Consider the following 12,382-nt stretch of genomic DNA (forward strand, 5'->3'; position numbering starts at 1 on the left):
CGTGGCTGCTGCGTTCAATCGGCGACGGTCCGTTCGACGTTGCCGCTGTACGGCTGGATGCGCGCCAGGACATCGGTAATGGCCTGCCGCGCGATCTCCAGATCGTAATAAGCCTGGCCACGCAGCCAATAGCCTTCGGACAAACCAAAGAAACGGCACATCCGCAAATCCGTATCTGCCGTGATGGCGCGCTTGCCATGCACGATTTCGTTGATGCGGCGCGGGGGCACCTCAATCGCCTTCGCCAGCGCGTACTGGCTCAACCCCATCGGTTGAAGGAATTCTTGCAGCAGAAGTTCACCGGGGTGGACTGGGAGAAGCTTGGTCATGGGGTCTATGGCTATGTGAGTCAGACGAAGTGCAGATGGGACGGCGATGATAATAACGTGACGCGTTACTAATAAGTGATTGTTGTCTATCCTTACTTGACCATCGTTCTCGCCGCGCCTTCGTACGCTGCTCACTGATCGGTGTATAAGTGCACCGCACGATTGCCCGTCGTTCCACTTAAGGATTTTTCGCCCCATGCTCCGCGTCATCTCCGCCAACCTCAATGGCATCCGTTCCGCTTACAACAAAGGTTTCCTGCCTTGGCTTGCCGCGCAGGATGCCGACTTTGTGTGCATGCAGGAACTGAAGGCGCAGGCGGCGGACCTGACGGTCGAGATGCTGAATCCGCCGGGCCTGTACGGCTACTTCCACTACGCCGAAAAGAAGGGCTACAGCGGCGTGGGCGTGTATGCACGCAAGCAGCCGGATCAGGTCATCCAGGGCCTGGGCGTGCCTGAGATCGACGCCGAAGGGCGCTACCTGGAGCTGGTCTACGAGGGCCTGTCGGTCATCTCGCTATACCTGCCGTCGGGATCGAGCGGCGAGCACCGCCAGAGCGCCAAATTCGCGTTCATGGAGCACTTCTTCCAGCACCTGGCCGACCTGGTCCGCTGCGGCCGCCAGGTCGTGCTGTGCGGCGATTGGAACATTGCGCACCGCGAAATCGACCTGAAGAACTGGAAGGGCAATCTGAAGAACAGCGGCTTTCTGCCCGAAGAACGTGCGTGGCTGACGCGGATTTTTGAAGAGTTGGGCTGGGTCGACGTGTACCGCCAGCTGCACCCCGAAACCACGGGCGAGGCCTACACGTGGTGGAGCAATCGTGGCCAGGCCTGGGCCAAGAACGTGGGGTGGCGGATCGATTACCAGATCGCGACGTCGGAGATTGCCGGCAGCGCCAAGGCCGCGGCGATTTATAAAGATGAACGCTTTAGTGACCACGCGCCGTTGACGGTTGATTACGACTTCGCAGTCTGATTTTCCGGCGGTCTGATTTTCCAGCGCTCTGATTCTCCAGCCGCATCGCCGTGGCCAGGTGCCGGGGCGGGCTGCAGGGCCGCCATCGAGGCGTCATCAGGCCGTCGTCATGCCGTCTCCGCCCCGTCTCCACGCCGAGGTTAAAGCTGCGTTCACGTCAGGTTTGTGACCCTTTTTCCCGGGAAAGTTTGCTTCCCTCCCCCGAAAAAATGCCCGCTGGACGCGACGCGGACGGGCAAATGTTGTAAGGTACGCGCCAGTCTCCGTCAGTGCATCCGCCGCGTCCGCAGCGCCGCCGCGCTGGCCGAGAGTGCCGCCGGACCTGTTTCCGCGCCGTAGTGATCCTGTACCGTGACCGCCGTGCCCCAGAACTCAATCGACCCCTCCCGCGCCGCCGAATCCGGCCTGCCGCAAACCAACGCCAGCCTGGATGATCCCGGCCGCTTCCGCACTGATTTCGTCCGCTTCGCGACGGAACAGGGCGTGCTGCGGTTCGGCACGTTCACCACCAAGGCCGGCCGCCTGAGCCCGTACTTCTTCAACGCCGGCCTGTTCAACAAGGGCGCGGCCGTGGGCCAGCTGGCCGAGTTTTACGCGCAGGCGCTGCTGGCGTCGGGCGTCGAATTCGACATGCTGTACGGCCCGGCCTACAAGGGCATTCCGCTGGTGACGGCCACGGCGATCGCACTCGCCGCCCGCGGCCGCGACGTGCCCTTCGCGTTCAACCGCAAGGAAGCGAAAGACCACGGCGAAGGCGGATCGCTGGTGGGCGCGCCCCTGACCGGCCGCGTCGTCATCATCGACGACGTGATCTCGGCCGGCACATCGGTGCGCGAGTCGGTCAAGCTGATCCAGGCCTCCAAGGCCACCCCCGCCGCCGTGCTGATCGCGCTGGACCGGATGGAACGCGTGGGCGCCGACGACGAACTGTCGAAGCATTCCGCCGTGCAGGACGTGGAACACACCCACGGCTGCCCGGTGGTCAGCATCGCGTCGCTGGACGACATTCTGGACGTGATCCAGAACACGCACGACGGCGAGTTCGAACAGCACCGCGAAGCGGTCCTGAGCTACCGCGCCAAGTACGGCGTGCTGTAAACGGATCGAGTTGAAAAAAGGCGCCCCGATGGGCGCCTTTTTTTATCCTTCCCGCCTCAATCCAGCTTCAGGTTTTCATCCTTGATCAGCTTGCCCCACTTGGCCGTATCGGTGCGGGTGCGGGCTTCGAGTTCTTCGGGCGAACTGGCGATCAAGTCGACGCCCTGGTCGCGCAGCTTGGCCACCAGGGCCGTGTCGGTCAGGGCCTTGCGCAGTTCGGCGTTCAGCGTCTGGACGATGGCGGGCGGGGTGCCGGCGGTGGTGTAGAGGCCGTACCAGGTCGTGTATTCCATGCCGGGCAGGGTGGCGGACAGTTGCGGCATGTTGGCGGCGTCGGCCGCCTTGCTGGGGGCCGTCAGGCCCAGGGCGCGGATGGTGCCTTTGTCGATGCTGGACTTGAGCGAGGGCATGCTGCTGAACAGGCCCTGCACCTGGCCCGACGTCAGGTCGACCATGACTTGCGACGTGCCTTTGTACGGGATGTGTTCGATCTGCGTGCGGCTGAGCGACTTCATCAATTCCATGCCCAGGTGCGCCACGCCGCCGGTGCCGGCCGACGCGATGTTGACCTTGCCTGGGTTGGCCTTGGCGTAAGCCAGGAATTCCGAAAAGGTGGTGACCGGCAGCTTGGCGCTGATGACGAACACGTGGGGGCTGCTGGAGACGAGGCCGACTGGAACGAGCTTGGTCATGGCTTCGGCGCTGCTGCGCATGGTCAGCGGCTGGATGGTGACGTTGCCCGATGCCGCCATGAGGACGGTGTGGCCGTCCGCCGGCGCGCGGCCGACGGCGTTCATGGCCGGCACGCCGTGGCCGCCGCCGCTGTTTTCGACGACGACGGTCTGTCCGAGTTGCTGGCCAAGCTTTTGCGCCAATTCACGGGCGACTACGTCGGCCGGGCCGCCCGCCGCGAAGGGCACGACCATGCGGATGGATTTGCTGGGGAAGGCCTGGGCGTGGGCGGTACTGATGCCGAAGGTGGCAAGGCCGGCCAGGGCGAGCGTGGCGCCCAGGGTCGTGCGCAGTGTCGTGCGCAGTGTCGTGCTCAGTGTGGTGCTCAGCGGGTTACGCAAGATGGCGCGCCGGGCAGGGCGAGTAACGGGGAAGGTCATGGTCGTCTCCAGTGTTATAGGTATCGCAAATCAAGTCGGTCACGCGCCGCGGTCAGGCGGCTTCGGGTGGTGCGTTGCGTGAGTCAAGGCGGTCACGCGCCTGAGGCGTCCGGGTCGCAGCAGCGATCCATCCTGTCGAAGGCTTACGCTGGCCGTTCGCCAACGCTGATCTCGGCCTTGGCCAGTTCGCCTTCCAGCCACGGCGGGGTCAGCGCGCCGGCAGCAATTGCTTCCATGCGGGCTTGCTCGCGGTCGAACTTGGCGCGGGCCTTGGCCAGCAGTTCGCCCTTGCGCGCGGCGGGCAGCACGGCCACGCCGTCGGCGTCGGCAAAGATCCAGTCGCCGGGCACCACGGGCGCGCCGGCGCACACGACGGGCTGCAGCACCGCGCCGTCGCCTTTCTTGGTCGGGCCGGCAGGGTGGGAGGCGGCCGCGAAGACCGGCAGGCCCAGCTTCTTCAATTCCAGCTGGTCGCGGATGGCGCCGTCGACGATCACCCCCGCAAAGCCGGTGGCCTTGGCCTGCGTGCACATGATGCCGCCCATTAACGCCCGTTCCGTAAAGCCCTGGCCGTCCACGATCAGCACGTCACCCGGGCGTCCCAGGGTCAGCGCCAGGTGGATGGCGAGGTTGTCGCCCGGCGGCACCGACACGGTCAGCGCGGGGCCGTACGCGCGGCTTTCGGGATCGACCGGATTGATGCGGCTGGCCATGGCGAACGCGCCAACGTCCGCGAGCAGGGTTGACGTGAGCCAGTCGAGGTCGGCCAGCGGCAGGTCGGCCAGCGGGCGATCGCCTGGTTTCGTAGAGGCGGACGATGCAGAGGTCGACGGAGCAACGGTCGACGGGGCAGGGTCCGTGCCGCGAGCTGCAGCCGCAGGCGAGGCGGAGGTCGATGGGGAGGTCATGGGCGGGGGTCTCTCGTTATGTCGACTTGCGGGAGTCGGACGCCGCGATGTCGACCGGAATCCATGCGGGATGTGCCACCCGCCGATCGTCGGTCCACAACGCGGACTGTGCGTGTACAGCGCTGTTTCACGGCAATTTACTATATACAATTGCGTTGTACACAGTACAACGCAACGGCAGGTCGGGGCCTAGCGCAAGAACGTACCGGGGTAGCGCGCACCCAGCCGGAGCCCCCGCTGAAACGAACAAGGACATCACGCTTCATGAGTAACGACGGCGTCACCGCAGTGGAACGGGCCATGGCCGTGCTGGACTGTTTCAAGCTGGGCGCCGACCGCCTCAGCCTGGCGGACCTGTCAGCCCGCCTGCCGCTGCACAAGACCACCATCTTTCGCCTGCTGAACTCCCTGGTCCGCACGCGTTATGTCGTGCGCCATGACGACGGCCGCTATGCCCTGGGGCCGCGTGTCCTGTATCTGGGAAGGGTGTACGAACGCAGCTTTCGCCTGGGCGACGTGGTGGTGCCGCAGCTGAAGGCGCTGTCGAAGGAAAGCGGCGAGACCGCCTCGTACTACGTGCCGAGCGAAGGGCAGCGCCTGTGCCTGTTCCGCCTGCAACCGACCGAAGGGGTGCACGATCAGCTGGTCGCAGGCAGCCTGCTGGACATCGACGACAGCGCGACGGGCCAGATCTTCCATGTGTGGGTGCGGGGGGACAGGCGGATGGCGACGCCGGATGAACTGCCGACCCATTCCAGCGGCCTGTACAGCCCCTTCACGACGTCATGGGCCGTGCCAGTGTTTGGCGATCAGGATCAGTTCGTGGGAGCGTTGACGCTAACCGGGCTGGCGCCGCGGGTGGAACCCGAAGCAGGGCGGCACAAGGCGACCCTGATGAAGCACGGAAGGACGTTGTCGGCGGCGTTGGGCGCCTCGGAATCGTGGTGCGACACGATCTACGGACGGCACGGCGACTGAAGGACGTCGGCATCCACCCGCATATCCTTGCCAGGAATCACCATGGCAATGACCCAGGGACCATGGTGTAGCCGACCCGGAAAGCCGCATCACGGAAGCAGATGCCACCGCCGACCGCGCGCCAGCACACTCAAGCCAGCACACTCAAGCCAGCACGATCCCCGCCGGCTCCACCACCAGGATTTCCCCATTGGACAGCGGCGTCACCAGGTCCGCCCGCCGGAATTCCCGCATCCACTGCGGCGACACTTCCAGGCCGCGCGCCAGGGCGGTCTTGTACGCATGGAAAAACTGGCCATGTCCGACCACCACCACAAAGCCGGTCTGCTGCAGCAAGCGTTCATGGAACGCCTGCAGCCGCCGCGCGAAATGCGTGAAGGACTCGGCATCGTCGCCGTCGACATAATCGGGGTTCTCGCGCTGCCAGTAAGCGCTTGCCATCGGGCGGCGGCCGGCCACGTTCAGGCCGTGCACCTTGGCGTGCGACAGGTACGTGAATTCCTGGATCGGCCAGGTTTCCTGCGGCACGTCCGGCCAGCGCGCCACGATAGGCGCGGCGGTTTCGATGGCGCGCTGCATGGGCGACACGACCAGCAGATCGGGCCGCGTCACCACCTTGGCCGCCGTGCGTTCGGCCTGTTCCCGCCCCCGCGCCGTCAGCGGACTGGCTGACGCATTGCGCGTCATCAGCCCGGCGTTGGCGGTGCTTTCGCCGTGCCGGATCAACCAGACGGGGGACGGGGGCATGCTCAGGCCAGTTTCTGCTTCAACAATTCGTTGACCTGGGTGGGGTTCGCCTTGCCCTTGGCGGCTTTCATGATCTGGCCGACCAGCGAATTGAACGCCTTTTCCTTGCCGGCGCGGTATTCGGCAACGATGGCTGGATTGGCCGCCAGCACGTCGTCGATCATCTTGCCGATCGCACCGGTGTCGCTGATCTGCCTCAGGCCGCGCGCGTCGATGATCGCATCGGCGTCACCCCCGTTTTCGCCGGCCCAGATCGCGCCGAACACTTCGCGGGCAATCTTGTTCGAAATCGTGCCGTCGGCAATGCGGGTGATCAGCTTGGCCAGTTGCGCGGGGGTGACAGGGCTGTCGGCCACGTCGCGTTCGTCGCGGTTCAGGGCCGCGGCCAGCTCGCCCATGACCCAGTTGGCGGCCAGCTTGGCCTGGCCGGCCGGCAGGGCCTGGGCCACGGATTCAAAGTAGGTGGCGGTGGCGCGCGACACGGTCAGCTGCGCGGCGTCGTACGGCGTCAGGCCGTAGTCGGCTTCGAAGCGGGCCCGCTTGGCGGCTGGCAGTTCGGGCATCTCGGCCCGCACGCGGTCGATCCAGTCCTGGCCGATTACCAGCGGGGGCAGGTCGGGGTCCGGGAAATAGCGGTAGTCGTGCGCGTCTTCCTTGGACCGCATGCTGCGCGTTTCGTCGCGATCCGGATCGTACAGGCGGGTTTCCTGCACCACGGTGCCGCCGTCTTCGATCAGTTCGATCTGGCGGCGGATTTCGTACTGGATCGCGCGTTCCAGGAAGCGGAACGAGTTGACGTTCTTGACCTCGGTGCGGGTGCCGAATTCCTTCTGGCCGACCGGGCGCACCGACACGTTGGCGTCGATCCGGAACGAGCCTTCCTGCATGTTGCCGTCGCAAATGCCCAGCCACACCACCAGGCCATGCAGCGCCTTGGCATAGGCCACGGCTTCGTCGGCCGACCGCATTTCGGGTTCGGTCACGACTTCCAGCAGCGGGGTGCCCGCGCGGTTCAGGTCGATGCCGGTGGACTTTTCGCCATGCGGGCCCGCAAAGTCGTCATGCAGCGACTTGCCGGCATCTTCTTCCAGATGCGCCCGGGTCAGATTGATCGTCTTTTCGGTTTCGCCAACAAAAAAGCTCAGTTGGCCGCCCTGCACGACCGGGATCTCGAACTGGGTGATCTGGTAGTTCTTGGGCAGGTCGGGGTAGAAGTAGTTCTTGCGCGCAAAGATCGACCGCGTCGGGATCGTCGACCCCAGGGCCAGGCCGAGCGCAATGGCGCGATCGACCGCGCCGCGGTTCATGACGGGCAGGGTGCCGGGCAGGGCCAGGTCGACCGCGTTGGCCTGGGTATTGGGCGCGGCGCCGAAACGGGTGCTGCTGCCCGAAAAAATCTTGGACGACGTGGACAACTGCACGTGCGTTTCGAGACCGATGACGACTTCCCAGGACTGGCCAGACATTCGATGAACCTGTGTGTAAGTAGGGGCGCCACAAAACCAACGCGCCCAGGTAGAGCATATCGGGGCGCCGCCTGGATTTACCAGACGGCCCGGGCATTAAACCGTTGCCGGACGACGCGTGTGCCAGTCGGTGACCTTCTGGAACGCGTCGGCGATGCCAAGCAGGCGGCCTTCGTCGAAATAATTGCCGATGATCTGCAGGCCCACCGGGCGCTGCGCATTGACGGCGCCCTGGCCAAAGCCGCAAGGGATGGACACCCCTGGCAGGCCCGCCAGGTTCAGGCTCAGCGTAAAAATGTCGGCCAGGTACATGGCGGTGGGGTCGTTGGACTTTTCGCCCAGGTTCCACGCCACTGACGGCGCCACCGGCCCGACGATCACGTCGCACTGGCTGCCCAGCGCCTTTTGATAGTCGTCGGCGATCAGGCGGCGCAGCTTCTGCGCCTGCAGGTAGTACGCGTCGTAATACCCGTGGGACAGCACGTAGGTGCCCAGCAGAATGCGCCGCTGCACTTCGGGGCCGAACCCTTCGGCGCGCGACCGGCTGGTCATCTCGGCCAGGCCGGTGTACTGGTCGGCACGGTGGCCGTAGCGCACGCCGTCGTAACGCGACAGGTTGCTGGACGCTTCGGCTGGCGCGATCACGTAATAGGCCGGGATCGACAGTTCGGTGCGTGGCAGGGAAATGTCCACCCGCACGGCGCCGAGCGCTTCGAACTGCTGCAGGGCGGTGTCCACCGCCATGGCGACATCGGCGTCCAGGCCGGTGCCAAAGAATTCCCGCGGGATGCCGATCCGCAGCCCCTGCAGCGGCTTGTCGCCCTTGGCCTGCGCCTGGGCCACAAAGGCGTCGAACTCGTCACGCAGACGGCCCGACGCATTGGGCTTGTCGCCGCAGTGCTCCAGGCTGGTCGAATCGCGGGGATCGAAGCCCATGATCGGGTCCAGCAATTCCACCAGGTCGCGCGCGTGGCGGGCGATCGGGCCGGCCTGGTCCAGGCTGGACCCGTAGGCGATCATGCCGTAGCGCGACACGGTGCCATAGGTGGGCTTGATGCCCGACACGCCGCAGAACGCCGCCGGCTGGCGGATCGAGCCGCCCGTATCGGTGGCGGTGGCGCCCACCACCAGTCCGGCAGCCACCGCAGCGGCCGACCCACCCGACGATCCGCCTGGCACCGCACGGGTGTCCCAGGGGTTCAGCACGGGGCCATAGGCCGAATTTTCGTTGGACGAGCCCATCGCGAATTCATCGCAGTTGAGCTTGCCCAGCGTGACCGCGCCGGCCGCGTTCAGGCGTTCCACCACGGTGGCGTCGAACGGGCTGACATAGCCTTCCAGCATCTTGCTGGCGGCCGTCGTTTTCCAGCCGCGCGTCACGAACACGTCTTTGTGGGCAATCGGGATGCCGGCCAGGGAACCCGCGGTCTGGCCTGCCGCCAGCGCCGCGTCGGCCGCGCGGGCCTGCGCCAGCGTCAGGTCGGCGTCGACATCCAGGAAGGCATTCAGGTCGCGGCGCGCGTCGATCGCGGCCAGGGCGCTTTGCGCCAGGTCGACCGCGGAAATACGGCGCTCGGCCAGCGCGATACGCAGCGCGGCGATGCCGTCGAATTCGGTATGCAAGGGAAGGGACATGGCTTACTCGATCACCTTGGGCACCAGGAACAGGCCGTCGTCGATGGCGGGGGCGTTGGCGATCAGGCTGCTGCGAGCGTCGACACCGGACGTCTCGGTGACCGCGTCGGCGCGCAGGCGCAGCACGACGTCTTCGATCGCCGAGATGGGGTGGGTGAGGGGCTCGACGCCCTTCGTGTCGACCGACTGGAGTTGCTCGATCAGGCCGAAGATGCCGTTGAGGTCATTCAGGACTTGGGGACGCTGGTCAGCCGCCAGATCCAGTCGGGCCAGCCGCGCAATGCGCGTCACGTCGTTTTCGATAAGCGCCATGGCAATAGGGGGTAGGACGATGGCAGACGGCGGTCCGGAAAGCGACTGTCGTCATGCTGGGTGAATCGTCCCGGATGCACGGGGTAGTCCGCAAATTAGACCGCTTATGCAAGACTTTGATGCAGTTACCGGGGTATTTGCTGTCGATTATAAGTTATCATTTCGTGTTTACCGGAACGCCCCCCGCGCACCGCTCTTCAAAAAGATTCCCATGTTCGGTTTCCTTCGCAGTTACTTCTCCAACGATCTGGCGATCGACCTTGGCACGGCCAACACGTTGATCTATGTCCGCAGCAAGGGCATCGTCCTCAACGAGCCGTCGGTCGTCGCGATTCGTCAAGAAGGCGGCCCGAATGGCAAAAAGACCATTCAGGCGGTCGGCAAAGAAGCCAAGCAGATGCTTGGCCGCGTGCCAGGCAACATCGAAGCCATCCGTCCGATGAAAGACGGCGTCATCGCCGACTTCACCGTGACCGAGCAGATGCTGAAGCAGTTCATCCGCATGGTGCATCCCAAGGGCCTGTTCGCGCCCAGTCCGCGCATCATCATCTGCGTGCCTTGCGGCTCGACCCAGGTGGAACGCCGCGCCATTCGCGAATCCGCGCTGGGCGCCGGGGCCAGCAACGTGTACCTGATCGAAGAACCGATGGCCGCGGCCATTGGCGCCGGCCTGTCGGTCTCCGACGCCAGCGGTTCGATGGTGGTCGACATCGGCGGGGGCACGACCGAAGTGGCCGTGATTTCGCTGGGCGGCATGGTGTACAAGGGCTCGGTCCGGGTCGGTGGCGACAAGTTCGACGAAGCCATCGTCAACTACATCCGCCGCAACTACGGCATGCTGATCGGTGAACCTACCGCCGAATTGATCAAGAAGGCCATCGGTTCGGCCTTCCCGGGGTCCGAAGTCAAGGAAATGGAAGTCAAGGGCCGCAATCTGTCCGAAGGCATTCCGCGCAGCTTCACGGTCTCGTCCAACGAAATCCTTGAAGCCTTGACCGACCCGCTCAACCAGATCGTGTCCGCCGTCAAGATCGCCCTGGAACAGACGCCGCCGGAACTGGGCGCCGACATTACCGAGAAAGGCATTATGCTGACGGGCGGTGGCGCATTGCTGCGCGACCTCGACCGCCTGCTGCAGGAAGAAACCGGCCTGCCCGTGATCGTCGCCGAAGACCCGCTGACCTGCGTGGTCCGTGGCTGCGGTCAGGCGCTCGAAAGAATGGACAAGCTCGGCGCGATCTTCACGTACGAATAAGCAGTACGCACAAGCAGTCTGCCGCCGGGCCTCGGGTCCCGTCCTTCTGGTCCAGACAGGGCGGGATTTCCTGAATCCCCAGGGTGCCAAGCCCTCTATTGCAGGACGCGGTACCCTCGATCTCCATGCAATACAGTCCCCCCGCCTTCTTCAAGCAAGGTCCGCCCGCCTGGGTGCGGCTCGCCTTCTTTGCGTTCATTTCGATTGTGCTGCTGGTGGTCGACAGCCGCATGCGCGCGCTCGACGCCATGCGCGAAGTCGTCAGTGTGGCCGTCTACCCCTTCCAGCGGGCCATGATGCTGCCGCGGGACGGCATCCGCCACATTGCCGAATTCTTTGAAATCAGCAGCACCGGCCAGCAGGAAGCCGAACTGCTGCAGCGCCAGCGCATCGAAATGGCCCAGGTCACGACCCAGGCCGCGCAGCTGGCGGCAGAAAACGCCCAGCTGCGGCGACTGCTGGGCGCCAGCGAGCGGGCACAGGTGCCGGCCGTGCTGGTGCAGGTGCTGTTCGAAGCGCGCGACCCCTTCAATCGGCGGCTGATCGTCGACAAGGGCACCCGTGCCGGGGTCCAGGCCGGCATGCCGGTCATCGACGACGGCGGCGTGGTGGGCCAGGTGATCCGCACCACCCCGGTCAGTTCCGAAGTGGCGCTATTGACCGACCGGGTCCAGTCGATCCCGGTGCAGGTGCTGCGCAACGGCCTGCGTGGGGTCACCAGCGGGGGCGAAGCAGGGGGCCGGCTGGGCCTGCGCTTCATGGCCGCCGATGCCGACATCCAGGTTGGGGATACACTGGTCACCAGTGGCCTTGACGGGGTGTATCCCGAAGGCCTTCCTGTTGCCAAGGTGGAAACCGTCGAGCGCGACGCCAGCTTCGGTTTTGCCCGTGTCGTGTGCAAACCGGTGGCGGGTCTTGATCGATACCGGCATTTTCTGGTGTTGCAGTCCCTCGCTCCGGAACTCGCGGCGCCGAATAAAGACGAACCGGCAGCACCCCCTTCCTGATTGGCTTGCAATGAAAGCGCCTTCTACGCTTCCGCGTCCCCGCACACGCACTGAACACCTGCTGCTGCCGGTCCAGCCAAGCTTCATCTGGATAACCCTGTTTGTCGCATGGTTGATCAATCTGCTGCCGTGGGGCCAAGTGGGTGGGGTGCCCGACGTGCTGGCGATCTGCCTGGTGTTCTGGAGCGTGCACGAACCGCGGCGCGTCGGCATGCTGGCCGCTTTCTGCTTCGGCCTGCTGATGGACGTGCATGGCGCCGCCCGGCTGGGGGAACATGCGCTGTCCTACACCCTGCTGTCGTTCTTTGCGATCCTGCTGCACCGCCGCCTGGCCTGGTTTTCGCCCTGGTCGCAGGCGCTGCACGTGCTGCCGCTGTTCTTCTTTTCCGAATTCATCGTGCTGCTGCTGCGCGGCTGGCTGGATGGCACCTGGCCCGGCTGGTGGTGGGCCCTGAATTGTGTGGTCGCCGCCTTGTTGTGGCCGATCGCGGGCTGGATCCTGCAGGCGCCCCAGCGCCGCCCGGTCGACCCTGACGACACCCGTCCGATCTGATGG

13 protein-coding genes are annotated in these 12,382 nt (G+C 65.1%); 6 read left to right on the forward strand and 7 right to left on the reverse strand.

Annotated elements, in window-relative coordinates; all coding sequences use genetic code 11:
* Positions 1 to 14 precede the first annotated feature (14 nt).
* Positions 15 to 329: a HigA family addiction module antitoxin gene (locus tag HD883_RS19800; protein ID WP_179582297.1), complete on the reverse strand. Its 315-nt coding sequence runs from the start codon at positions 327 to 329 to the stop codon at positions 15 to 17.
* A gap of 196 nt (positions 330 to 525) precedes the next feature.
* On the opposite strand from HD883_RS19800, the gene HD883_RS19805 reads away from it, so the two are divergent.
* Together HD883_RS19805 and pyrE are read left to right on the forward strand one after the other, a co-directional pair.
* Positions 526 to 1,308 (forward strand): exodeoxyribonuclease III, encoded by a 783-nt coding sequence (locus HD883_RS19805; protein ID WP_179582295.1) that lies wholly within the window; start codon positions 526 to 528, stop codon positions 1,306 to 1,308.
* Between the two features lie 426 nt (positions 1,309 to 1,734).
* A complete protein-coding gene (gene pyrE, locus HD883_RS19810) occupies positions 1,735 to 2,406 on the forward strand; it encodes an orotate phosphoribosyltransferase (protein WP_179588434.1) in 672 nt (223 codons plus the stop codon).
* 56 nt (positions 2,407 to 2,462) lie between these two features.
* Here the strand turns inward: pyrE and HD883_RS19815 are convergent, their stop codons facing one another.
* Together HD883_RS19815 and HD883_RS19820 are read right to left on the reverse strand one after the other, a co-directional pair.
* Complete coding sequence (locus tag HD883_RS19815) at positions 2,463 to 3,518, reverse strand: Bug family tripartite tricarboxylate transporter substrate binding protein (protein WP_179582293.1); 1,056 nt, start codon at positions 3,516 to 3,518, stop codon at positions 2,463 to 2,465.
* Between the two features lie 143 nt (positions 3,519 to 3,661).
* A complete protein-coding gene (locus HD883_RS19820; RefSeq protein WP_257022333.1) occupies positions 3,662 to 4,426 on the reverse strand; it encodes an RraA family protein in 765 nt (254 codons plus the stop codon).
* A gap of 264 nt (positions 4,427 to 4,690) precedes the next feature.
* Between HD883_RS19820 and HD883_RS19825 the strand changes: the two genes are divergently transcribed.
* The gene (locus HD883_RS19825; RefSeq protein WP_179582291.1) at positions 4,691 to 5,404 is read left to right on the forward strand and encodes an IclR family transcriptional regulator; all 714 of its coding nucleotides are present in this window, start codon (positions 4,691 to 4,693) and stop codon (positions 5,402 to 5,404) included.
* 144 nt (positions 5,405 to 5,548) lie between these two features.
* Here the strand turns inward: HD883_RS19825 and HD883_RS19830 are convergent, their stop codons facing one another.
* The 4 genes from HD883_RS19830 to gatC all read right to left on the reverse strand — a co-directional run bounded on the left by HD883_RS19830 (position 5,549) and on the right by gatC (position 9,564).
* On the reverse strand, positions 5,549 to 6,151 hold the full coding sequence (locus HD883_RS19830) for a histidine phosphatase family protein (RefSeq protein WP_179582289.1): 603 nt from the start codon (positions 6,149 to 6,151) through the stop codon (positions 5,549 to 5,551).
* Between the two features lie 2 nt (positions 6,152 to 6,153).
* Entirely contained in the window at positions 6,154 to 7,617 is a 1,464-nt protein-coding gene (gene gatB / locus HD883_RS19835; protein WP_179582287.1) for an Asp-tRNA(Asn)/Glu-tRNA(Gln) amidotransferase subunit GatB, read from the reverse strand.
* A 96-nt stretch (positions 7,618 to 7,713) separates the two neighbouring features.
* Entirely contained in the window at positions 7,714 to 9,252 is a 1,539-nt protein-coding gene (gene gatA, locus HD883_RS19840; protein WP_179582285.1) for an Asp-tRNA(Asn)/Glu-tRNA(Gln) amidotransferase subunit GatA, read from the reverse strand.
* A gap of 3 nt (positions 9,253 to 9,255) precedes the next feature.
* A complete protein-coding gene (gatC, locus tag HD883_RS19845) occupies positions 9,256 to 9,564 on the reverse strand; it encodes an Asp-tRNA(Asn)/Glu-tRNA(Gln) amidotransferase subunit GatC (RefSeq protein WP_179582283.1) in 309 nt (102 codons plus the stop codon).
* Between the two features lie 211 nt (positions 9,565 to 9,775).
* Here gatC and HD883_RS19850 point away from each other — a divergent pair, with 211 nt between their 5' ends.
* The 3 genes from HD883_RS19850 to mreD all read left to right on the forward strand — a co-directional run bounded on the left by HD883_RS19850 (position 9,776) and on the right by mreD (position 12,379).
* Positions 9,776 to 10,819 (forward strand): rod shape-determining protein, encoded by a 1,044-nt coding sequence (locus tag HD883_RS19850; RefSeq protein WP_179582281.1) that lies wholly within the window; start codon positions 9,776 to 9,778, stop codon positions 10,817 to 10,819.
* 125 nt (positions 10,820 to 10,944) lie between these two features.
* Complete coding sequence (gene mreC, locus HD883_RS19855) at positions 10,945 to 11,826, forward strand: rod shape-determining protein MreC (protein WP_218863070.1); 882 nt, start codon at positions 10,945 to 10,947, stop codon at positions 11,824 to 11,826.
* A gap of 10 nt (positions 11,827 to 11,836) precedes the next feature.
* Positions 11,837 to 12,379: a rod shape-determining protein MreD gene (gene mreD, locus HD883_RS19860; protein ID WP_179582279.1), complete on the forward strand. Its 543-nt coding sequence runs from the start codon at positions 11,837 to 11,839 to the stop codon at positions 12,377 to 12,379.
* The last annotated feature ends 3 nt before the right edge of the window (positions 12,380 to 12,382 follow it).

The sequence above is a fragment of the Pigmentiphaga litoralis genome, from assembly GCF_013408655.1.
Lineage (GTDB): Bacteria > Pseudomonadota > Gammaproteobacteria > Burkholderiales > Burkholderiaceae_B > Pigmentiphaga > Pigmentiphaga litoralis_A.